The organism is Agrobacterium sp. 5Ca50, from assembly GCF_055381905.1.
Genome location: NZ_AP026438.1, coordinates 1,709,372 through 1,732,111, shown reverse-complemented (window position 1 = coordinate 1,732,111; position 22,740 = coordinate 1,709,372). Strand labels below are relative to the sequence as shown.

Annotated in this window: 22 protein-coding genes; 6 read left to right on the top strand and 16 right to left on the bottom strand. The window is 56.1% G+C overall.

Features of this window, described 5'->3' with window-relative positions; translation table 11 throughout:
• Window positions 1-165 precede the first annotated feature (165 nt).
• From ACZ5FM_RS08530 to ACZ5FM_RS08520, 3 genes are all read right to left on the bottom strand, one after another.
• Window positions 166-1,110, bottom strand: coding sequence for a DMT family transporter (locus tag ACZ5FM_RS08530; RefSeq protein WP_464040349.1), 945 nt, complete (start codon window positions 1,108-1,110; stop codon window positions 166-168).
• Between the two features lie 56 nt (window positions 1,111-1,166).
• Complete coding sequence (locus ACZ5FM_RS08525; protein ID WP_250985501.1) at window positions 1,167-1,838, bottom strand: DsbA family oxidoreductase; 672 nt, start codon at window positions 1,836-1,838, stop codon at window positions 1,167-1,169.
• Between the two features lie 149 nt (window positions 1,839-1,987).
• The gene (locus ACZ5FM_RS08520) at window positions 1,988-3,817 is read right to left on the bottom strand and encodes an extracellular solute-binding protein (RefSeq protein WP_464040348.1); all 1,830 of its coding nucleotides are present in this window, start codon (window positions 3,815-3,817) and stop codon (window positions 1,988-1,990) included.
• Between the two features lie 276 nt (window positions 3,818-4,093).
• Here ACZ5FM_RS08520 and ACZ5FM_RS08515 point away from each other — a divergent pair, with 276 nt between their 5' ends.
• Window positions 4,094-4,741, top strand: coding sequence for an invasion associated locus B family protein (locus tag ACZ5FM_RS08515; RefSeq protein WP_192490976.1), 648 nt, complete (start codon window positions 4,094-4,096; stop codon window positions 4,739-4,741).
• Between the two features lie 441 nt (window positions 4,742-5,182).
• On the opposite strand, the gene hspQ is transcribed toward ACZ5FM_RS08515, so the two are convergent.
• The 4 genes from hspQ to ACZ5FM_RS08495 form a co-directional block, all read right to left on the bottom strand.
• Window positions 5,183-5,512, bottom strand: a complete 330-nt coding sequence (gene hspQ, locus ACZ5FM_RS08510) for a heat shock protein HspQ (RefSeq protein WP_192490977.1) — start codon at window positions 5,510-5,512, stop codon at window positions 5,183-5,185.
• 49 nt (window positions 5,513-5,561) lie between these two features.
• Complete coding sequence (locus ACZ5FM_RS08505) at window positions 5,562-6,500, bottom strand: DMT family transporter (RefSeq protein WP_464040347.1); 939 nt, start codon at window positions 6,498-6,500, stop codon at window positions 5,562-5,564.
• A gap of 161 nt (window positions 6,501-6,661) precedes the next feature.
• On the bottom strand, window positions 6,662-8,071 hold the full coding sequence (glnA, locus tag ACZ5FM_RS08500) for a type I glutamate--ammonia ligase (RefSeq protein WP_192490979.1): 1,410 nt from the start codon (window positions 8,069-8,071) through the stop codon (window positions 6,662-6,664).
• Window positions 8,072-8,145: 74 nt separating this feature from the next.
• Window positions 8,146-8,484, bottom strand: coding sequence for a P-II family nitrogen regulator (locus ACZ5FM_RS08495; protein WP_007753933.1), 339 nt, complete (start codon window positions 8,482-8,484; stop codon window positions 8,146-8,148).
• Window positions 8,485-8,831: 347 nt separating this feature from the next.
• Between ACZ5FM_RS08495 and ACZ5FM_RS08490 the strand changes: the two genes are divergently transcribed.
• Window positions 8,832-10,307: an NAD(P)H-hydrate dehydratase gene (locus ACZ5FM_RS08490; RefSeq protein ID WP_464040346.1), complete on the top strand. Its 1,476-nt coding sequence runs from the start codon at window positions 8,832-8,834 to the stop codon at window positions 10,305-10,307.
• A 92-nt stretch (window positions 10,308-10,399) separates the two neighbouring features.
• Here ACZ5FM_RS08490 and ACZ5FM_RS08485 read toward each other — a convergent pair whose 3' ends face one another.
• The gene (locus ACZ5FM_RS08485) at window positions 10,400-11,437 is read right to left on the bottom strand and encodes a GlxA family transcriptional regulator (protein ID WP_275641413.1); all 1,038 of its coding nucleotides are present in this window, start codon (window positions 11,435-11,437) and stop codon (window positions 10,400-10,402) included.
• 531 nt (window positions 11,438-11,968) lie between these two features.
• Entirely contained in the window at window positions 11,969-12,952 is a 984-nt protein-coding gene (gene znuA, locus ACZ5FM_RS08480; protein ID WP_464040345.1) for a zinc ABC transporter substrate-binding protein ZnuA, read from the bottom strand.
• Between the two features lie 101 nt (window positions 12,953-13,053).
• Here znuA and ACZ5FM_RS08475 point away from each other — a divergent pair, with 101 nt between their 5' ends.
• Genes ACZ5FM_RS08475 through ACZ5FM_RS08460 form a run of 4 tightly spaced genes read left to right on the top strand, consistent with a single transcriptional unit; the run spans window position 13,054 to window position 15,781 of the window.
• On the top strand, window positions 13,054-14,034 hold the full coding sequence (locus ACZ5FM_RS08475; RefSeq protein ID WP_464040344.1) for an ATP-binding cassette domain-containing protein: 981 nt from the start codon (window positions 13,054-13,056) through the stop codon (window positions 14,032-14,034).
• Window positions 14,027-14,854, top strand: a complete 828-nt coding sequence (gene znuB, locus ACZ5FM_RS08470; RefSeq protein ID WP_192490984.1) for a zinc ABC transporter permease subunit ZnuB — start codon at window positions 14,027-14,029, stop codon at window positions 14,852-14,854. The genes ACZ5FM_RS08475 and znuB overlap by 8 nt, the downstream gene beginning before the upstream one ends.
• Window positions 14,851-15,255 carry a zinc uptake transcriptional repressor Zur gene (zur, locus tag ACZ5FM_RS08465; RefSeq protein ID WP_192490985.1) on the top strand — a complete coding sequence of 135 codons (405 nt, stop codon included), beginning with the start codon at window positions 14,851-14,853 and terminating at the stop codon, window positions 15,253-15,255. The genes znuB and zur overlap by 4 nt, the downstream gene beginning before the upstream one ends.
• Before the next feature lie 19 nt (window positions 15,256-15,274).
• Window positions 15,275-15,781, top strand: coding sequence for an N-acetyltransferase family protein (locus ACZ5FM_RS08460; protein ID WP_464040343.1), 507 nt, complete (start codon window positions 15,275-15,277; stop codon window positions 15,779-15,781).
• Window positions 15,782-15,804: 23 nt separating this feature from the next.
• Here the strand turns inward: ACZ5FM_RS08460 and ACZ5FM_RS08455 are convergent, their stop codons facing one another.
• The 7 genes from ACZ5FM_RS08455 to ACZ5FM_RS08425 form a co-directional block, all read right to left on the bottom strand.
• The gene (locus ACZ5FM_RS08455) at window positions 15,805-16,332 is read right to left on the bottom strand and encodes a gamma carbonic anhydrase family protein (protein WP_464040342.1); all 528 of its coding nucleotides are present in this window, start codon (window positions 16,330-16,332) and stop codon (window positions 15,805-15,807) included.
• Between the two features lie 69 nt (window positions 16,333-16,401).
• On the bottom strand, window positions 16,402-17,091 hold the full coding sequence (locus ACZ5FM_RS08450) for a fumarylacetoacetate hydrolase family protein (RefSeq protein WP_275641342.1): 690 nt from the start codon (window positions 17,089-17,091) through the stop codon (window positions 16,402-16,404).
• Between the two features lie 55 nt (window positions 17,092-17,146).
• Window positions 17,147-18,361, bottom strand: coding sequence for a molybdopterin molybdotransferase MoeA (locus tag ACZ5FM_RS08445; RefSeq protein WP_464040341.1), 1,215 nt, complete (start codon window positions 18,359-18,361; stop codon window positions 17,147-17,149).
• A gap of 2 nt (window positions 18,362-18,363) precedes the next feature.
• Entirely contained in the window at window positions 18,364-18,855 is a 492-nt protein-coding gene (gene moaC / locus ACZ5FM_RS08440; protein WP_259146150.1) for a cyclic pyranopterin monophosphate synthase MoaC, read from the bottom strand.
• 12 nt (window positions 18,856-18,867) lie between these two features.
• Window positions 18,868-19,683 (bottom strand): indole-3-glycerol phosphate synthase TrpC, encoded by an 816-nt coding sequence (gene trpC, locus ACZ5FM_RS08435; protein ID WP_464040340.1) that lies wholly within the window; start codon window positions 19,681-19,683, stop codon window positions 18,868-18,870.
• 29 nt (window positions 19,684-19,712) lie between these two features.
• Window positions 19,713-20,726, bottom strand: a complete 1,014-nt coding sequence (gene trpD / locus ACZ5FM_RS08430; RefSeq protein ID WP_464040339.1) for an anthranilate phosphoribosyltransferase — start codon at window positions 20,724-20,726, stop codon at window positions 19,713-19,715.
• Between the two features lie 21 nt (window positions 20,727-20,747).
• A complete protein-coding gene (locus ACZ5FM_RS08425; protein WP_250985489.1) occupies window positions 20,748-22,640 on the bottom strand; it encodes a SurA N-terminal domain-containing protein in 1,893 nt (630 codons plus the stop codon).
• Window positions 22,641-22,740 lie beyond the last annotated feature (100 nt).

The window sequence follows — 22,740 nt, the reverse complement described above, 5'->3', positions numbered from 1 at the left end:
ATGCCGAGGTGAGTTATGCGCTGACCCTCAACAGAGGGTACTGATGCACCTTGGTTTAAACGTCACGGCGTCTGATGGCCAGACCATCATAGGGCCAATGTCAACGGTGGGATTGGAACCCCGAAACCGTCATGGGTTTCGGGGCGCTGTGTTCAAAGCGAGCTTTCAGGCCTTGGTATCTGTGTCTTGGTTTTCCGGTGTGATCGCCAATGCGACGTTCTGATCGGCGGCAACCGAGCTTGGCAGCGGCGTGTGGCGCTGCTTTTCACGGATCAGCGTCAACATGCCGGAGCCGATGATCAGCACGATGCCACACAGCATCCATTGGTCGACATGGTCGCCGAAGATCAGATAACCGAACAGAATGGCCCACAACATCTGGCTATATTGGGTTGGGCCAATCACCGTGGCTGGCGCATATTGCGCGGCATACATCAACAGCACGTTGGCAAGTGCCGCAAACAGGCCGTATCCTGCCAGCCACAGCCATTGTTCGGCATTGGGTGGCTGAAAATCCGGGATCATCGCAAGACCACAAAGGAACAGCGTGCCGAGAACACCGGCGCCATAAAGCGAAATGTTCTTTTCCGACGGGCCCATGGCGCGGAAGATGACGATGGAGAGCGCGCCGCTCAAGCCGCCGATGATCGCGCCGAGATGACCGATCGACAGTTCGCGGAAACCGGGGCGCAGAATGATCAGCACACCGAGAAAACCGATGATGACGGCTGACCAGCGCTTGATGCCGACCTGTTCTTTCAGAAACACCACCGACATGATGGTGACGAAGGATGGTAACAGGAAGATCAGTGCAAAGGCTTCTGCCATTGAGAGGTGGGTAAAGGCGGTTACGCTGCCAATGGCACCCATGCCCGACGACACGAAACGAAGCAGCCACAGCGGGCGGTTGGTGGTGCGCAGCACATCGCGCCACTGGTCTTTTCTTTTGCGCAGGAATGGAAGGGCAACCGTACCGAACACGGCACCAAAAAATGCCGATTCGATCGGGGAGATTTGCCCCTCGATCAATTTTACGCTGGCATCGCTCCAAGCGAATGCGGCGAAGGACGCAAAGGCAATAAGAATGCCTTTCAGTGTGCTGTCGAACACAGGATCAAACTCAAGTTTTTAAGTACGGGGAGTGCCGACAGCGGGAGGTCTGACGGTCAGTTCAATTCCCTATGAGCCTGCTCTTTGAGTTTTGCAATCTCTTTAAAAGCATTGACCAAAACATCCGCAGTTTGTGCACCGCTTATAGCGTACTGATGATCTACAATGAAAAATGGCACTCCATTGACGCCCATTTGCTGCGCCGCATCAATTTCAGCGACAATTGTGTCCTTGTCGGCGTCGGATGCCAGCAGCTTTTCAACCACCTTGCGGTCCATGCCAGCCTGCTCGGCAATGTCGAGAAGAACAGCGTGATCACCGACATTGCGACCCTCTTCAAAGTTGGCCTTGAACAGCAGGGAAATGACCTTGTCCTGCAATTCGCGGTTCTCGGAATGAGCCCAAAGTGCGAGGCGGTGTGCGTCCAGCGTGTTGGGGCCGATCTTGATGGCGTCGAAGTCGAAGGCAATGCCGACTTCCTTGCCGAGATCGGTCAGGATGCCGTGGGCCTTTTCAACCTTTTCCTTGCCGCCCAGCTTTTTTTCAAGCTCTGCCTTCTGGTCCACACCTTCTGGCGGGTAATCCGGATTCAGGCGGTAAGGGCGCCAGTTGATGTCGAAACCGATCTTGTCCTGCACTTCTGCAATGGCCAGATCCAGCCGTGCCTTGCCGAGGTAGCACCATGGGCAAACCACATCCGAAACGATATCAATAGTAAGCCGCAGCATGGTGTTTCCTTACGTCAATTTTGAAATATGCAGGCATTTATGCATTTCAACGCCGCCATTCAACCGGTTACCTCGAGATAACCACCCGGTTTTGCCTCATGGGTCCTGGTCCTGGGAGGCATTATTGCCGGTATTATTGGGCGCGCCTGTTATTGAGCTCTATTGTCCCACCATACCGGTTTTTGATAGCCGAAAAGTGGCGTGACATCCGGTTTGCCGAGATACTTCCAGTGGGCCACCCACTGTGCGCCAATGTAATAAAGCGGAATGACGTAGTGGCCGGACACCAGCAGGCGATCATAGCCGCGCACCGCGGCTTCAAAATCCTCGGTGGAGCGTGCCTGCAGCAGCGCCTCGATCATGCGGTCGATATCGGGGTCTGCCGCGCCGGCATAGTTGAAGCTGCCCGGCGCATCTCTGGAGGTTGAATCCCAGCGGTTATATTGCTCGATGCCGGGCGACAGCGACGACGGGAACGAGCGGATGATCATATCGTAATCAAAATTATTTGACCGGGCCTGATACTGACCGTCATCGACAGAGCGAATGGCCATGTTGACGCCAATCAGCTTCAGCGACCGCTGATAGGCCAGTGCAATGCGTTCCTGCGCCGGGTTCTGGGTCATCACCTCAAAGGCCAGTTGTCTGCCATTGGCATCGACCATGCGGCCAGCTGTGATCTTGTAACCGGCCTCCTGCAGCAGATCGACAGCCTTGCGCAGCACCTTGCGGTCGGCGCCCGAGCCATCGCTCACGGGCATCATATAGGTTCCGGCAAGTATTTCTGGTGACAGGCGCTTGGCGGCATCGCCCAGCAGGGCCAGTTCCTTTTCATTGGCCGGGTTGCCATAGGCACCCAGCGATGAGTTTTGCCAATAACTCTGGGTGCGACTGAAGGCGCCACCGAGGATGTTGCGGTTCAGCCATTCAAAATCCAGCACGTAGGACAGGCCTTCGCGCACCTTTTCATCGGCAAAGATTGGCTTGCGGGTGTTGAACACGAAACCGAACATGCCAGAGGGCAGGCGCGGTTCGAACACTTCTTTCAATATGTCGCCACGATTGGCGGCGGGGAAGTTGTAGGCGCTGCCCCAATGCGACGAATCGGCATTGCCATTAATGGCATCACCTTCCGGGTACATGTCGATATCGCCCTTTTTGAAGGCTTCGAACATCGAGTTGACCTGCAGGAAATAGGTGACGCTGATTTCGTCGTAATTATCGAAACCGACCTTGGACGGCACATCCTTACCCCAATAATTGGGGTCACGTTCCCAGATGATCTTTTCACCCGGGCGCATCGACTTTATCTTGTAGGGGCCGGAACCGACAACCGGGCCAAGGCCTGCCTTTTCAAAGGTTTCCGCATCGATGGCGTGTTTGGGCAGGATAGGGGTCGATGAGGCGAGAATCAGCGGTGTTTCGCGATTGGCCTTGTCGTTAAAGGTAAAACGAACGCCGTGTTCGCCAACTTTTTCCATTTTCTCCACCGCGGTCAGGCGGTTGTTGAACGGCGGGCGGCCCTTCTCTTTCAACAGTTCAAGCGTGAACATCACGTCTTCAGGCGTCACGGGTTTACCGTCCTGCCAGCGCGCCTTTGGATTGAGGTTGAACTGGGTGTAGGTGCGCTCGTCGTCCCATTCGACACTTTCGGCCAACAGGCCGTAAAGCGAGAAGGGTTCGTCATTGGACCGTTGCATCAACGGTTCATAAAGCAGGTTGCCGAAATCAGGGTCCCACACGCCGCGTGCGGTGGTGCGCATGCCCCTCAAGACAAAGGGATTGAGGCTATCGAAGGTACCGACCACGCCATAGGCAATCTTGCCACCCTTTTTAACATTTGGGTTCACGTAAGGGAAGCTCTTGTAATCTGCCGGAAGGGCAGGTGTGCCGTGCATGGAAATGCCATGGACAGGTTCGGCCAGCGCTGCGCTGCTGAGCAGCAAGGCCGGAATGACAGCCATCAGGCATCTGCGCATTTCATTCTCCTATGCGGAAGTCGGTTGTCTGATTCCTGCGGAATTTACCACAGGCGTCGGTCTACAGACATGAATGGTCGGGAAATCTTAAGGCAGTCGTCAAAATTCTTAAAGAAATGCTGGATATCGACGCATTCGACATGTAACAGGTGTGCCAGAATTGGTGGGTCACGCATTTGCCTCAATTGAAAGACAGTTGAACAGGTAAGCGGATCGCGCCAACGACGGGCATAGGTTCAAAACTGACCCGACCGAATTTCAGGAGACGGAACTCTTATGATGTACAAGGCAAACAAGTTCACCCGGACAGCACTGTCCGCTCTCGTTCTTTCCATTGGCGCCGTTTCCGCCCCGGCTGTTTCCCAGGCTCAGCAGGCTGCGGCTCCGGCTGGCGCACCGCCACTCGGCTGGTTCAAGACTTGCTCCAAGCAGGAAGACAACGACGTTTGCGTCGTTCAGAACGTTGTTCTGGCGCAGAACGGCCAGATGATCACTGCCGTTGGCCTCATCAGCGTTACAGGCAAGGTAAACCGCAAGATCCTGCAGGTTTCCGTACCGTCCGCACGTCTTATTCCTCCTGGCGTTATGATGCAGATCGACGGCGCCAAGGGCGTTCAGCTTGATTACGCAGTTTGCCTTCCAGACAAGTGCACCGCTGAAGTACCACTGACAGATGCGATGATCGCCAGCCTGAAGAAGGGCAACGAAGTGGTCTTCACGTCGATCAACTTCCGCCGCGCACCAAACCCGATCAAGATTGCCCTGAACGGCTTCACCGGTGCTTATGATGGCGAAGCGATCTCGCAGTCGCAGTTGGCTGAAAGCCAGCGCACCCTGCAGGAAGGCATGCAGAAGAAGGCTGAAGAGGCTCGCAAGAAGCTCGAAGCCGCTCAGGAAGCTGCAAAGACTGCACCTGCACAATAATTTCATCCGTATGGATGGCGAGAAAAACCGGCCTTCGTGGCCGGTTTTTTTATGGGCAGTTTTTTGGGGGGGGGCTTGGCACCACGCTCTTCGTTATTCTCGGGCTTGTCCCGAGAACCTAATCGCATTGCATATTGGGCGCCGGCTTAGATCCTCGCTACAGGGGCGAGGATGACGTTTGAGTGGTGTGTTGGAGACCCCTTACTTGCGATTTCTAACACTTATGGCTTCGCCCTAAGATGTTGAAATCGCTTTCTCTCCAACAAGGGTAGAGATGGGTGGGTGCCGCGCCGTTTGGCGCCCCCTACCTCTACCCTTGTGGGAGAGGAAGAAAAATCATGATCTTAGCTTGCTAAGTCATAGATTTTTCAGGTGAGGGGTTATGCTTCCTGCCCGCGCGCCCCACAAAAAAACCGGCCTGGGAGGCCGGTTCTGATGTGTTTAGTGCGACATGATCGGCTTGGGTTTCAAGTGGCCGCCGGAATCCGTATCGAAGATCCTGGTGATGTTGGGATTGCGCAGAGGCTTTCCGCTATCGTCATGGATCAGATTCTGTTCCGAAACATAGGCGACATATTCCGTGTCATCGTTTTCGGCCAGCAGGTGATAAAAGGGCTGGTCGCGTTCGGGACGGATTTCTGCCGGTATCGAGTTCCACCATTCTTCCGTATTGGAAAATTCCGCATCGACATCAAAGATAACGCCGCGGAAAGGAAATATCCTGTGACGAACCACTTCTCCGATCGTGAATTTTGCATTTCTTTGCTTCATGGCTGAAACATCCTTTCGAAGAATAATTTGGGACGTCTTGCTGCAGATATCAAGTGTTTATGGTTTTTGGCCCTTTCATGCGTCGCCCGATTGGTGCTGTTGCAAGAATAACGCCGCTCATGACAAGAACGATCCCTATGGCGTGATAGGTTTCGAAAGTTTCGGCAAGAAAAAGCCAGGCCAGTACGATCGAAATTGGTGGCATGATGTAGAGCGTCACACCCGCCGTGGTGGGTCCAAACACCCGCACCGTATGGGTAAAACACAAGAATGCCGCCAGTGAAGCGATGAGAATGATGCCGGCCATCTTCATCCAGGCGGTGGCAGTAACCGGTAGGCTGCCACCTTGCGCAAATTCCACCACCGTAATCGGCAACAGCACCAGGGCGCCTGATGCGGCAATCAGGCCAAACAGGCTGAAGGACTTCAGCTTGTTGACGGCAGGTTTGCGCAGCAGCAGCGAATAAACCGCAAATGCAATGGCGGCCGTCAGGATGCCGAAATCGCCAAGGTTGAAGTTCAGGTGCAGCAGCGCGTTAATATTACCCTTCAGCACAATAACGGTCACGCCGGCAAAGGCGATGATCATGCCGGCAACTTCCAGCGGGCGTATCGGCCGGTTCTGGAAAAAGCGCTGGAAGATGATGATGAACAGCGCCGATGTCGTGTAGATCAGCGTGCCGTTGGCAGCGGACGTGTAGTTCAGCGACCAGTAGACGACGCCGCCGCAAATGCCCATGCCGAGAAAACCGATGACCAGCCACAGCATGCTGTTGTTGCGCACGAAGTCGATGCAGGCCTTGCGGTCGGCATAAACGAAGGGCGCCATGATGAGAGCCGATGCGGTCCAGCGAATGAAGGCGGTGGTGAAGGGGGCGACCTCGCCAATCACGCCGCGGCCGAAAATGATGTTGGTGGCGAAACACAAGGGCGCAAGAAGGAAGATGACCCAGTCTAACAGCCGGGGTTGCGAGGTTTCTGCGCTCATGTCTTGTATTCCACTTCAGGCAATGTCTGGCCATACGGCCAGTTCGCATGTCGGTCTGTGCGACCCACGAATAAGAATTGAATTGATGCCATAAAAAACGGCGGCCCGTGAGCCGCCGCTTAAAAAAGAAATGCGCCAGCAGAGCCAGCGCATATCCATTATCAAGCCGAGTAGTACATGTCGAATTCGACTGGATGCGGTGTCATTTCGAAACGCATGACTTCCTGCATCTTCAACTCGATGAAGCTGTCGATCTGGTCGTCATCGAACACGCCGCCAGCCGTCAGGAACTTGCGGTCCTTGTCGAGGCTTTCGAGCGCTTCACGCAACGAGCCGCAAACGGTTGGGATCTTCTTCAATTCCTTTGCAGGAAGATCGTAGAGATCCTTGTCCATTGGCTTGCCAGGATGGATCTTGTTCTTGATGCCGTCGAGACCAGCCATCAGCATTGCTGCAAAACCGAGGTACGGGTTCTGTGTCGGGTCCGGGAAGCGGACTTCAACGCGCTTTGCCTTCGGGTTGGAGCCGAATGGAATACGGCACGAAGCAGAACGGTTACGAGCGGAGTATGCCAACAGAACAGGCGCTTCATAACCAGGAACCAGACGCTTGTAGGAGTTGGTTGTCGGGTTGGTGAAGGCGTTGATGGCCTTGGCGTGCTTGATGATGCCGCCGATGTAGTAAAGGCAGCTTTCAGACAGACCTGCATATTCGTCGCCAGCGAAGGTTGGCTTGCCGCCCTTCCAGATGGACTGGTGAACGTGCATGCCCGAACCGTTGTCACCGAAGATTGGCTTCGGCATGAAGGTTGCGGTCTTGCCATAAGCGTTGGCTACCTGGTGCACGACATACTTGTAGATCTGCATCTTGTCGGCGCTGTGAACCAGCGTGTCGAACTTCACACCAAGTTCGTGCTGGGCAGACGCCACTTCGTGGTGATGCTTTTCAACGACAACGCCCATTTCCGAGAGAACCGTGAGCATTTCGGAACGCATGTCCTGCAGGCTGTCGATTGGCGGAACAGGGAAGTAACCACCCTTGACGCGCGGACGGTGGCCGAGGTTGCCTGTCTCATAATCGGTGTCGTCGTTGGACGGCAGCTCGGAAGAATCAAGCTTGAAGCCGGTGTTGTATGGGTCGGCCTTGTACTTGACGTCGTCGAAGACGAAAAATTCTGGCTCAGGGCCAACAAAAACCGTGTCGCCGATACCGGATGCCTTGAGGTAGGCTTCTGCCTTCTTGGCAGTGCCGCGTGGGTCGCGGTTGTAGGATTCACCCGAGACAGGGTCGAGAATGTCGCAAAGGATGACCATGGTGGACTGTGCGAAGAACGGGTCCATGTGAACCGTCGCAGGGTCAGGCATCAGAACCATGTCGGATTCGTTGATAGCCTTCCAGCCGGCAATAGACGAGCCGTCGAACATTACGCCATCGGCAAACATGTCTTCGTCAACACAGACAACGTCCATGGTAACGTGTTGCAGCTTGCCCTTCGGGTCCGTGAAGCGCAGATCGACGAACTTGACGTCGTTGTCCTTGATCTGTTTCAAGATATCATTTGCAGTCGTCATTTTAAGGTTTTCCTTGAGTGTGGGATGACGAGGTGGCGATTTACCTGAGCCAGTTTCCGGACTCAGGTGTTTTTTTATATGGCGTCAACGCCCGTTTCACCTGTCCGGATACGGATGACTTCTTCTACATTCGAGACGAAAATCTTGCCGTCACCGATACGGCCTGTCTGGGCCGCATTTCGTATTGCTTCGATCACTGCATCTGCATTTTCGTCAGCCAAAACAACCTCGACCTTCACCTTGGGCAGAAAGTCGACGACGTATTCAGCACCGCGATAAAGTTCGGTATGGCCCTTTTGGCGACCGAAGCCTTTTGCTTCAGTTACAGTTATTCCCTGAAGACCGACTTCCTGAAGGGCTTCCTTCACTTCGTCGAGCTTGAAAGGCTTAATGATCGCTTCGATCTTTTTCATTTGAAAATATCTCTCCGCTTCTCCCGTTAAAGCAGGGTCTGCCCGCCTCCCGAACAGAATGCACATAGCATGCCAAATTGAAACGAAGATTTTGAATTTTTTCTCAAAAAAGCATCCAACGAATGTAGTTTGACCTGATTTGCATCAAAAGACAGTACTGTTTTGCCAAAAATGGTGCGCTGATGTGTCATTATTTCGTATTTTCGATATGAATTTTCGCCGGTTTATATTTTGCTAATTGCATCGTCATTTGATGAAAATATAGTCAATTGCGTATAATTTGGGCGAAGCGGCCTGCCTGTTTTATGCACATTGATTTGGCAGCCAAATTGCTATCAATATTCAGCATGAAGTTTTCCGCTCGCCATTGCCTTTATAGCCCGTCCGCCATGACTGCCATCGACAAGGATGCTGCCGATAGCGGGCTTTCCTCCTATGCGCTGATGGAGCGGGCAGGGCAGGCGATATCCGCCCTGGTTCTGTGCCATTACCCAGAGGCTGGGCGTTACATCGTGCTGTGCGGGCCGGGCAATAATGGTGGCGATGGTTATGTGGCGGCGGCCGCCCTTGCTGCCTGCGGTGCTGCACCGCTTGTTTTTCATTTGGGTAATCAGGACCGGCTCTGCGGTGATGCGCGGCGCGCCATGCTGGCGTGTCCCATCAACAGCAAACCGATGGAACGCTATAGGCCTGAAATCGGCGATGTGGTTGTTGATGCGTTGTTTGGGGCCGGATTGTCGCGTGACGTGCCGGAAACCGTGGCCGCGCTGTTTGAAACGATCAACGGCTTGCAGTTGGATGTGGTGGCTGCCGACCTTCCTTCGGGTGTCTGTGGCCGGCGTGGCACGATTTTGGGCGCTGCGCTGAAAGCCCGCCACACCGTAACCTTCATGGCGCTCAAACCCGGGCACCTGCTGATGCCGGGGCGGGAACTGGCCGGGGAGATCGAGGTGTTTGATATCGGCATTCCCCAGCGCATTCTGGAGCGACATAACGACCGGCTGGCGCAAAATGACCCGTTGTTCTGGAAGGACCATCTGGCGCATCCTGGTTCTGCTTCGCACAAGTTCACACGCGGTCATCTGACGGTTTTTTCCGGCCCGCAGTATGCCACTGGTGCCGCAAGGCTTTCGGCGGGTGCCGGTTTGAAAACCGGCGCTGGCCTTGTGACCGTTGCAGCACCGTCCGACGCCCTGCCGGTTCTGGCTACGACGCTGACCGCAGTGATGCTGACGGCAATCGACACTGTGCAGCATCTGCGGGATTGGCTGACAGACAGCCGTCATGCGACCTTTGTTATTGGTCCCGGTTTTTCTGATCTGCAGAAGATCCGCCAGTTCGTGCCCGAATTGGCCGACAAGGCACTGGTGCTGGATGCAGATGCGATTACTGCCTTTCGTGATGAGACGGATCTGCTGTTTGAGATGTTTGCCAAAGCGCAGGCACCACGGGTGATGACGCCACATGGGGGTGAATTTGCCCGGCTGTTTCCCGACATTGCTGGCGATGATCAACTGAGCAAGGTTGAGAAGGCGCGGGCAGCGAGCGCCCGTTCGCATGCGGTTGTGGTCTACAAGGGTGCCGATACGGTGATTGCCGCGCCGGATGGCCGGGCGCTGATCAATGCCAATGCGCCCCCCAATCTGGCGACGGCCGGTTCCGGTGATGTGCTATCGGGCATTGTTGGCGGCCTGCTGGCGCAGGGCGTGCCGGCCTTTGAGGCGGCGGCAGCGGCGGTATGGTTGCATGGTGAGGCGGGGCAGAGGGCCGGTCACGGCAGTACGGCAGAAGACATTCTGGCCGCCGTCAAACCCTATTTGTAATGCGCCTTATCGTTGTTTTCATTTGCGGCTTTTGCCGCTCTGCCCCTGTTGGTGTGGCCCATGTCAATCTGGGCCAAGTCAGTATGTCAGGTTCAGTGCGGGCCAGACATGAAGGCAATCGGCTCCTTGCGCAGCGATGACACCACAATCTTGCGTTCCGCACGCTCCTGCTGCGGTGAACGATTGTAGATTTCGCGATAACACTTCGAAAAATGCGATGCGGAGACAAAACCGCAGGCAACGGCCACCTCCACCACCGGCATGGCCGACTGCACCAGCAGATGGCGCGCCCGGTCGAGGCGGATTTCAAGGTAATAACGGGCCGGTGAGCGGCCCATTTCCTGCCGGAACAGTCGCTCCACCTGACGGCGCGACAGATCGGCACCATCGGCAATGTCAAGCAGCGACAGCGGTTCGGCCAGATTGCTTTCCATCAGTTCGATGATCGACAGCACCTTGCTGTTCTGTACGCCCAGCCGGGCTCGCAGTGGCAGGCGCTGGCGGTCACGCGGGTTGCGCACCCGGTCAGTCAATTGCTGTTCGCAGACGCGGTTGACGAGGTTGTCTCCAAAATCCTGTCCGATCAGGTTCAGCATCATGTCCAGCGAGGCTGTGCCACCGGCGCAGGTGTAGATGTTGCTGTCGACCTCGTAGAGGTCGGCATAGACCTCGACCTGCGGGAAGTTTTCCGAAAAGCCGGGCAGGTTTTCCCAGTGGATCGCGCAGCGCTTGCCATTCAGCAGGCCGGCCTGCGCCAGAATATGGGCGGCGGTACAGAGGCTGCCGACCGAGATGCCGCGGTTATAGGCCTCGCGCAGCCAGGCGTTCACGGACTTGTTGTGATACTGCTCTATATCGATGCCCGAACAGACGATGACCATGTTGGAGCGCTTGTCACCGCTCAGATTGCGACGCTCGTCGGCAAGCGAGGTATCTACGTCAAGAGAGATGCCAGCGGAGGATTGGACCTTCAGTCCGTCAGCGGAGGCCAGCCGCCATTCATAGGCATCATAGCCCAGCATTCTGTTGGCTATTCGCAATGTCTCAACTGCGCCCATGAAGGGCAGCATCGTAAATTGAGGAACGAGAAAAAAGACTATCGAGCGTTTTTTCGGGCCGATTTTGCTCATAGTGTCCATGCTCCGTTGCGAAAGCACAATTCCTTGCTTGGAAACCTTGAACTGGATATCCAGTTTGCGACATTATAATAGCAAACCACGCCAATGAGCGACAATTTTTAATTTTTATGCGGCCAAATTATACAGGCAAAATGCAACGCATCCAAAATAGGCAGCGGCGAGATTAAAATCGCGCCTTGAGAGTTCATTTTCCAGGCATTTCCTGCATTTTACACTCAGGATATTTGATGAATGGCAGATTGCCGCTGTCTGCATCTTTCACGCGAGAAACTTGATGCTTCTCAATTTGGCACAACGGGCCGGATTGCGTAAATGCGACATGGGCAATTGGGTTGTGCGCGAGGAGATGATTGGGGGTGTTAAGTGAGCAGACGTCGATTGTTGCGCCTTCGGAGCTCTCGGCGTCATCCTAGGGGAAAAGCCCTAGGATGACGAAGGTCGGCTGAGGCTGTATGCGCCCTAGCATCTGCAATCATCGGCCGAAAGCCGCTGAACCGTTTCCGGCCGATGATGTTGCCGTCGTTAAGACAGGCAATCCTTGATCGAGGTGGCGATGCCGCGCATCAGGTCGAAATAGAGCGATGGACCTTCCTTGAAGGTTGCTGCTTCCGGATCCAGCGTTCCCGACTTGGCGTCGGTGCCTTCGGTCACGACCCTGACCAGCTTCGGTTCAAACTGCGGTTCTGCAAACACGCAGGTCGCATTGAGGCTCCTGATCTTGTCGTGGATCTGGCGCACGCGGTCGGCACCGGGCATGGTTTCCGGGCTGACGGTGATGGAGCCGGCAACGCGCACCTTATAGCGGTGTTCGAAATACTGGTAGGCGTCGTGGAACACCACGAATGGCTTGTCCTTGACCGGTTCAAGCGTCGTGGCAAGCTCGGTGTCGAGCTTGTCGAGGTTCTCCATCAGCTTCTTGGCGTTTTCCTGATATTTGGCGGCATTGGATGGGTCTGCCTGAATAAGCGTCGTTTCAATGGCACCGGCCATGGCCTTGGCATTCATCGGGTCCAGCCACAGATGCATGTCATATTCGCCGTGGTCGTGACCAGCGTGATCATGACCGGCGTGATCATGCCCCTCATGACCTTCCTCGGCCTCGTGGGCGTGCTCACCGTGACCTTCATCACCATGGTCATGGGCTTCAAAGGCGCCGCCTTCACGGAATTTCAGCTTTTCCAGACCCTTGGCATCTTCCAGTTCAATGACCGTTGCCTTGGTGGCCAAAGCCTCAAGGGGCTTTTCCAGGAAGGCTTCCAGACCATGGCCAACCCAGAACACCACATCGGCGTCTTGCAGCGTCTTGGCGTTGGATGGCTTCAGACTATATGTGTGCGGGGAGGCTGCGCCTTCAACGATGAGTTTGGGTTCGCCAACACCGTCCATGACCGCCTCGACCAGCGAATGAATGGGCTTTATCGACACAACGACATTGGGGGCAGCCATGGCGCTGGAATAGCTGAAAACGCTGGCAGACAGGCAAAGCAGGGCAGTGATTGAACGCATGTTGGACCTCTTGCAGACAGATGTAATGTTATTACATATATTGATGTGATGCTATAACGTATGCAATAAGCATCTGCAACAACGACTTTGGAAAAAAACGAATGCTCCATACTCCCGGCAAAAACGACAACAGGCTGGTGCACCTTCATGGTGCCGGCATTTATCGCGGCAATCGCTGGCTTGTCCGCAATGTCGGTTTCTCGGTCGGGCGGGGGGAGATTGTTACGCTGATCGGCCCGAATGGGTCTGGCAAATCCACCACGGCAAAAATGGCGATCGGTGTGTTGAAACCATCGGAAGGCCGGGTGGAGCGCACTGGCGATCTGAAGATCGGTTACGTGCCGCAAAAGCTGTCCGTTGACTGGACAATGCCGCTGACCGTACGACGGCTGATTACCCTGACTGGTAATCTGCCTGCCAAGGAGATTGACCGGGCGCTGGATGCGACCGGCATTCTGCATCTGTCGCGGGCCGAGGTGCAGCATCTCTCGGGCGGGGAGTTTCAGCGTGCGCTGCTGGCGCGTGCCATTGCCCGCAAACCGGACCTGCTGGTGCTGGACGAGCCTGTGCAGGGCGTGGATTTCGCTGGCGAGATCGCGCTGTATGACCTGATTAAAAACATAAAGAAAACAACCAACTGCGGCATTCTGCTGATTTCGCATGATCTGCATGTGGTGATGGCCGAGACCGATACGGTGATTTGTCTCAACGGCCATGTGTGCTGCACCGGCACGCCACAGGCGGTCAGCCAGAGCCCGGAATATATGCGGTTGTTCGGCACGGCTGCGGCCAAGACGCTTGCGGTTTACAGCCACCATCACGACCATACCCATCTGCCTGATGGCCGCGTGCAGCACAGTGACGGTTCGATAACCGAACATTGCCATCCCGATGACGGACATCATCATGACGGCCACCATGGTGAGCATGACGATGCCCATCATGACCATGCCCACACACATGCCCATGGCGATGGTTGCGGCTGTGGAAACCACGATCACGACCATAGTCATGGCGAAGGTCATGCCCATAACCACGACCATCAGCATCAGCAGACTGACGGGAGCCACAAACATGTTTGACGACTTTTTTATCCGGGCAATCGTGGCTGGTCTCGGCATCGCCTTGATGACCGGCCCTTTGGGCTGCTTTGTCGTTTGGCGGCGCATGGCCTATTTCGGCGATACGATGGCGCATTCGGCACTGCTGGGCGTGGCACTTTCACTGATGTTTGAACTCAATCTGATTGTCAGCGTGTTCTTCGTCGCTACTCTGGTGTCGCTGCTGTTGCTGTTCTTGCAGCGCCGTCAGGCGCTGTCCGCCGACGCGCTGCTTGGCATTCTCTCGCATTCGGCGCTGGCCTTCGGTCTGGTGCTGGTTGCCTTCATGACATGGGTGCGGATCGACCTCATTGCCTTCCTGTTCGGTGACATTCTGGCGGTCACGACAAGCGATATCCAGATGATATGGGGCGGCGGTATATTGGTGATCTGCGCGATCATCTATCTGTGGAAACCGCTGCTTGCTTCTACCGTCAATGCAGAACTGGCCGAAGCCGAAGGTTTGAAGCCAGAGCGCACCAAGCTGTTTTTCATGCTGCTGATGGCGCTGGTGATTGCCATTGCCATGAAGATTGTCGGTATCATGCTGATTACGTCTCTATTGATCATTCCGGCGGCGGCGGCACGGCGCTTTTCGTCCACACCGGAAATGATGGCGATTTTTTCAGCCCTGATCGGCATGGTGGCGGTGATTGGCGGCCTGTTTGGATCACTTCACTTTGATACGCCGTCCGGACCGTCAATCGTGGTTGCAGCGGTGGTTCTTTTTGTTCTAAGTCTGCTGCCGGCGCCCGGCAGAAACCGCGATGCCCGTCCATTGAATGAAGGAGGTTCATCATGATTACTCCAGCGCTGACCAAAAACCAGACGCTTGTGTTTGAAACGCTGTCCGGTTCGCAAGGGCCACTCAGTGCCTACAACATTCTGGACAAGCTGCGTGACCATGGTTTCCGTGCGCCGTTGCAGGTGTACCGCGCGCTTGAAAAGCTTGTGGAATTCGGGCTGGTACACCGGCTGGAAAGCCTCAATGCCTTCGTTGCCTGTGCACACACACAAACCGATTGCTGTTCATCGCACCACGGCACCGTGGCGTTTGCCATTTGCAATTCCTGTGGTCAGGTCAGTGAATTCCATGACCATGAGATCGACCATCGCCTGCAGACCTGGGTCAACGGCCAGAAGTTCAAAGCGGAAAAGACCACAATCGAAATTCGCGGGCTTTGTGAGGCCTGTGCGGCCTGAGGCTGGCGGGAGCGGTGCATTGACCATACGGATAGCGCGCCCGTCTGACGCTGCCATTCTTGCGGCCATTTCGATCGAAGTTTGGCTGGGTACCTACCTCAGGCGCGGTGTGAATGCGTTTTTTGCCGACTACGCGCTGAGTGAATTTACTGCCGCGCGGTTTTCTGCGCTGCTGGAAAATCCGAAAGAACATATCTGGGTGTCGGAAAACGAGGACGGCCTGGACGGATTTATCCGGGTCAGTGAAGGGCAGGTGGCACCGATCGCCGACTGCTCAACAACCGAGATATCAACCCTCTATGTGCAGCCGCGTCATCACGGCAAGGGTATCGGATTTCAGCTGCTGGAACAGGGGCTGGCGTTTGCGCACCAGTCCGGCAGCGCTTCTGTATGGCTGACGACAAACTCCGAAAATGCCCCGGCAATCGGCTTTTACCTGAGACAGGGGTTTGAAAAGGTCGGAACCACGGATTTCCGTATTCAGGATCAGGCCTATAGGAACGACGTGTTTAAGCGCGTCTTTTGATGGCGGTGATGCCCTGATAACGTTCAGATCTCGTGCAGGTCTTTCGCAAACCGCTTCCAGTTGCCGATATATTTCTGCGCCGACAGTTTCAGTCCGGCACTGGCATCATCATCCAGTGTGCGTATGACGCGGGCGGGTGAACCGACAATCAGCGAATTGTCAGGAAATTCCTTGCCTTCGGTGATCAGCGCGTTGGCGCCGACCAGGCAGTTCTTGCCGATCTTTGCGCCGTTGAGAATAGTCGCGCCCATGCCGACCAACGAGTTGTCGCCAATGGTACAGCCATGCACGATGGCGTGGTGGCCGATGGTGCAGCCTTCACCGATGGTGGCAGGAAAACCGGGGTCGCTATGGACCATTACACCTTCCTGGATGTTGGTGCCGGCACCCACTGTGATCGGTTCGTTATCACCGCGCAGCGTGGCGCCAAACCAGATGCCGACATCGTCGCCCAGCGTTACCAAGCCAATGACATTGGCATCCGGCGCCACCCAGTAACGGTCAGCGTCCGGCAGCGTTGGTGCGTTGTCGCCAAGGCGGTAAATCGGCATGATGTTTCTCCTCCCACAAATCTCCCGAAACATGACACGGTTTCGGGAGTCGGCTGCTCTTGCTACGGATTAGGCGACCTTGACGGTCAGTGTGCCGATGCCATCAACACCACATTCCATCACGTCACCGGCAACGACTGCGCCAACCCCGGCCGGGGTTCCGGTCATGATGACATCGCCGGGCGCAAGCACAAACAGCTTGGACAGTTCGGCAATGATTTCAGGTACTTTCCAGATCATCTGGTTGAGATCGCCAGACTGGCGGCGTGTGCCGTTGACATCAAGCCAGATCGCGCCCTGATCGAGGTGGCCGGCGTCAGTTGCAGCAACCAGTGCCGAGACCGGTGCAGAGGCTTCAAAGGCCTTGGCTGCTTCCCATGGGCGCGACATCTTCTTGGCAACGTCCTGCACATCACGGCGGGTCATGTCGATACCGACAGCGTAACCCCACACGCAGTCCAGCGCGTCCTCAACGGCAATGTTTTCGCCGCCCTTTTTCAGCGCAACGACAAATTCCACTTCGTAATGCACGTTTGATGACAGTGACGGATAGGGAAAGTTCTGACCGGCGGGCAGCAGGTTATCGGCGTTCTTCTGGAAAAAGAACGGCGGCTCGCGTGACGGATCATGGCCCATTTCAATGGCGTGGTCGGCATAGTTGCGGCCAACGCAATAAACGCGGCGTACCGGAAACACGCTGTCCGTTCCAGCAACAGGCAAGGTAACCGGCTTGGGTGCGGGGATAACAGTCTCAGCCATGGAAATGTCCTTCCGAAAGGAGTTGCCCGAAGGGTGGGGCAAAGGGGCGGGGTGTCTAAATGCGAAGCAGAATAATCGGGCAGGGGTCTCCGGCCTTCAATGGCGGGGCGTTGGGCGGGCGCACAATCAGCGCGTGGGAATTGGCCAGCGTCTTCATCATCGATGAATCCTGCTTGTCGAAATTTTTTGCCACCAACGTACCATCGTCACGGATGGTCAGAGTGGCACGCATGTAATCCTGCCTGTGGTCGTTGGCCTTAAGGTCGGTTTCGGTTACGGCCTGAACCTCGCGACGGCGCAAAGGCGTGCGCGCCAGTTTCTGCACCAGCGGCTCCAGAAACAGCAGACTGCACACAAGGCTCGCCACCGGGTTTCCGGGCAGGCCGAGCACCTGCATGGTGTCGATGGCGCCGACCATCAGCGGTTTGCCGGGTCGCATGGCAATGCGCCAGAAATCCAGCTCCATGCCCTTGGCCTTGAGGCTGGCCTGCACCAGATCATGATCACCGACCGATGCACCGCCCAGTGTTACCAGCACGTCGGCCTTGGCGGTTATGGCGCGCTCGATGGCTTTGCCGATCAGTTCCTTGTCGTCGCTGATAATGCCGAGATCCAGCACCTCTGCACCGGCATTGCGGGCAATAGCCGCCACACCAAAGGTGTTGGAGGCAATGATCTGGTCGCTTTTTGGCACGCTGCCGGGCTGCACCAATTCGTCGCCGGTGGCTAGAATGGCAACCAGCGGCTTGCGATAAACACGCAGTTCCGCATGGTTCATGCCAGCGGCAACCGTCACATCTGCAAAGGACAGCAGCCGGTCTTTTTGAAGAACCACTTCACCTTCCATGAAGTCCTGCCCCTTGGGGCGGATATGGCGGTCCCTGACCACTTCGAATGTGCTGCGGATCTGATGATTATCCAGCAGGTCGGCATCTTCCTGAATGAGAATGGTGTCAGCGCCTTCAGGCACCGGTGCGCCGGTGAAGATCCGCACCGCCTCACCCTTGCCTACCGTGCCGTCAAAGGCGTGACCGGCCGACGCCGTGCCGATGACGGTCATGACCGAGCCGAGTTGAGGTGCGTCTTCGGCCCGCAGCGCATAACCATCCATGGCGGAGGAATTGAACGGAGGCTGGGTCAGCCGGGCAGTGACATCTTCACCGAGAATACGTCCATCAGCAGAGGCCAGCAGCACCGTTTCCGTTTCAAGGACAGGCTTTGCGCGCGACAGCAATCGGTCCAAAGCGTCTTCTACTGGCAGCAATGACACGTCTAGTTCTCCTGACGTTTATAGTCCCCGGATTTTCCGCCGGTCTTTTCAGACACGACAATGCCGCCAATTTCCATGGCCTTATCAACCGCTTTGGCCATGTCGTAAATGGTAAGGCAAGTCACGGAAACGGCGGTCAACGCTTCCATTTCAACACCGGTCTTGCCGGTCAGTTTTACGGTGGCGCGCACGCGAAGGCCCGGCAGGTCATCGTCTTCGGTAATGTCGACGGAAACCTTGCTCAGCATCAGCGGATGACACAGCGGAATGAGATTGGATGTCTGTTTGGCGGCCATGATGCCGGCAATGCGGGCGGTGCCAATGACATCGCCCTTCTTGGAATCACCCTCGCGGATGATGCGCAGGGTTTCAGCCTGCATGCGCACGTATCCCTCGGCGCTGGCAACACGAACCGTTTCGTTCTTGTCACCGACATCAACCATATGCGCCTCGCCGGAAGCGCTGATATGGGAGAGTTTGTCACCTGAGTTCACGAGGCATGCCCCTTATTCTGCGGCCTGTATATTTGCCTGTCCGGTCAGCAATGTGTGGGTTGCAGCGGTCACGTCGTCCTTGCGCATCAGGCTTTCGCCGACCAGGAAGGTGCTGATGCCGACCTTCTGTAGGCGCAGGCAATCCTCATGGGTGAAGATGCCGCTTTCTCCGACCAGCAGGCGATCAGCAGGCACCATGCCGGCCAGCTTTTCACTGGTTTCCAACGTGACTTCGAAGGTGCGCAGGTTGCGATTGTTGATGCCAACCAGCGGAGAGGCCAGTTTCAGCGCGCGCTCCATTTCCTCAGCGTCGTGCACTTCCACAAGAACATCCATGCCAAGGCCAAAGGCCTCGTCTTCAAGGCGCTTTGCCTCGTCATCGGACAGCGATGCCATGATCAGCAAAATGCAATCGGCACCCCAGGCGCGGGCTTCATGCACCTGATAGGTTTCAAACATGAAATCCTTGCGCAGCGCCGGCAGGCTGCAGGCGTCGCGTGCTGCTGTCAGAAACTCCGGTGCACCCTCAAAACTTGGCGTGTCGGTCAGCACGGAAAGACAGGCAGCGTCTCCGGCTTCATAGGCGCGGGCCAGTGCCGGTGGATCAAAATCCGGGCGGATCAGACCCTTGGATGGGCTTGCCTTCTTGATCTCGGCAATCAGGCCAAATTTGCCGTCGGCCTGTTTCTGCTGCAATGCCTTGTAGAACCCGCGTGGTGCGCTCTGGTCCTTGGCCATGGCCTTCAGATCGGCCAGAGAGACTTTTGCCTTGGCCGCAGCGATTTCTTCACGCTTGTACAGCTCGATCTTTTTCAGAATGTCGCTCATGGCTTTGTCTCTGGCCTTCGTGGCAAATATTACGCTTCGTTCGATACCGCGACCAGCCGCTCAAGCGCCAGCGTCGCATTACCATCGTCAAGGGAGGCAGAGGCAAGGCGCATGCCGTCAGCAATGGTGCCAGCCTTGCCAGAAATGACCAGTGCAGCAGCGGCATTGCACAGCGCGATATCGCGGTAGGCATTGCGCTTGCCAGACAGCACGTCGCGCAGGGCTGCGGCGTTGACGAGGCCGTCTCCGCCCTTCAAATCGTCCATCTGTGCAACCGGCACACCAAAATCTTTCGGTGTCAGCTCGAAGGTTCTGATCTTGCCATCTTCCAGGGCGGCAACATGGGTTGTGCCCGTGGTGGTGATTTCGTCCATGCCATCGCCGTAGACGACCCAGATATGTTCGGAGCCGAGATCGCGCAGCACTTCAGCCAGCGGCACCACCCACTTGTGGGCAAACACGCCAAGCAGCTGCTTTTTCACGCCAGCCGGATTGGACAGGGGGCCAAGCAGGTTGAAAATCGTACGTGTGCCAAGCTCGACGCGTGATGGGCCAACATGGCGCATCGAACTGTGGTGCATCTGGGCAAACATGAAACCGATATTGGCATTGGCAATGCAGTTTTCGATCTGGTGCGGGCCGTTATCCAGCTTGACGCCGAGATTGGACAATGCGTCGGCTGTGCCGGACTTGGAGCTGAGTGCGCGGTTGCCATGTTTGGCAACGGTCACGCCTGCACCGGCAACAATCAGCGCTGCCAGGGTGGAAATATTATAGGTACCGATGCCATCGCCACCGGTACCAACGATATCAACGGCCGTTTCAGGCGCTTTGACGGTGAGCATTCTGGAGCGCATCGATGACACGGCGCCGACGATTTCATCAACCGTTTCGCCGCGCACCCGAAGCGCCATCAGGAAACCGCCTATCTGGGAAGGGGTGGCTTCACCGGACATCAGAATATCGAATGCGCTTCGAGACTCTTCCTTTGTCAGGCTTTCGCCGTTTGCCACCTTTGCGATAAGCGGTTTCAACTCAGCCATTTCAAAATGCTCCCCCCGGGATCAAAAACCAACCATTGCCTGATCGGCTGCGGCCTGGTTGATCGTCACACCATAATCGGACTGCAGACGGTTGACCATCTGATCCAGGATATCGTCGCCAGCGGCCTGCGCCATGGCAGTCAGCTGCTGGTCGTCATTGTTGAGTGCGTCGGGCAGGGCGTCTGCATCAACGGCTGTAACCTGCAACAGGATGCGGGATTCGCCATCGGCACCCGGTGTGCTGGCAGTGGCGCCAACCGGACCCGAGAAGGCGGCAGTCACAGCCTGGGCACCAAGAACGGCGTCTTCGCTGTTCCGCTTCAGGCCAGTCTTGTTTTCAACCACAATACCGAGATCGTCGGCAATGGCTGCCAGTGTCTCACCCTTTTCAAGGCGGGCTTTCAGCTCGTCTGCCTTGGTGGCCAGTGCTGCCTTCTGCTGTTCGGCAGTCCAGTCAGCCTGTGCGTCTTCGCGAACTTCCGCCAGTGTGCGGTCACGCTCAGGGATGATCTGCTCAACGTCGAACCAAACATAACCTTCACGACCAAGGTTGATTGGCAGTGATTCTGCGCCAGGCTCAGTCTTGAACACTTCGGTCACCAGCGAAGGTGCCGGCAGGTCCTTGACCGCATCACCCTTGTCGTCGAGACCTGTCGTGTCGACGGCAGCAACGGTAACGGCCTTGAGGTTCAGCTGGTTTGCAGCGTCGGCCAACGAGGAGCCGGAAGCGCGCAGGTCTTCATAACGGTCATGAACACTGTTGATCTGGTCTACGGCTGCGGCCGTTGCCAGTTCGGTTCTGATCTGCTCGCGGGATTCGTCGAGTGTCTTGACGGTTTCAGGCTTGATGCCGGATACGCGCAGGATAACCGGGCCAAATGCGCCGCTGAGTGCGCCGGTTGCGCCGCCGTCCTTCTGGACAGCAAAAGCGTCGGCAGCAATCGACTGGTCAGGCATGGTGTCCTTCGTGAACTCACCGAGCATCACGTCGTTGGGTGTCTTGCCCTGATCCTTCACAACCTGATCGAAGGTCGTGGTGCCTTCACGCAGCTGCGTTGCAGCGGCATCTGCCATTTCGCGATTCGGGAACACGATCTGTTCGATGGTGCGGCGGCCAGCGGTGCGGAAGCTGTCCTTGTGGCCGTTATAGTATTCATCGATCTGCGCTTCGGTCACAGCGGATGCATCGGCAATATCCGACGGTTCCAGCTTGACGTAGGAGAACTTGCGGTATTCCGGCGCGCGGTAACGGTTCTTCACACCTTCAAACCATGCAGCCAGGACGTCGTCAGCCGGTGCCTTGACCGGGTCGATATTGGCGTTGGACAGAATGAGGTAGTCGATAGAGCGACGTTCATTGCGGTACTGCTTGAGCGCATCGACCAGCACCTTCGGTGCGGTAAAGCCATCCGATACGGCGTCGACGATCTGGCTGCGAACAGCGACCTTGCTTCTTTCCTGGATGTAATCGTCTTCGCGCAGACCGGAGTTGCGCAGACGCTCACTGAACAGGTTACGGTCAAACTGGCCGTTTACCGAGCGGAATGCCGGGTCTTCGGCGATCAGCGAGGCCAAACGATCTTCAGACAGACCAAGGTTCATGTCTTCGGAAAGCTGGTCGAGGGCTGCACCGGCTGCAAGCTGGCTAAACACCTGCCGATCAATACCGAAGGCCTTGGCCTGTTCGGTCGTCAACCGGGTGCCGAATTGGCGGCTCAAATCCGAGATCTGGCGCTGGTAGGCAAGGCGGAAATCATTCGGCGAAACCGTCTGATCGCCAACCGTCACCACCGAGTTCGAGGCTGATGTAACCAGCGAGGCCGAAACACCCCACACACCGAAGGAAACCACAAGAAGCAAAAGCAGCAGTTTTGCGGCCATCGTTTTGGAAGCATTTCGCAGGGAATCGAGCATCGTCAGGCAAACCTCGTCTTTTCACTCTGGCATAGCCACGAGTTGATTGTTGCGGGTTCCTTAGAACAATCCTTGAGGAATTTGAAGGCTAAATGCGCGA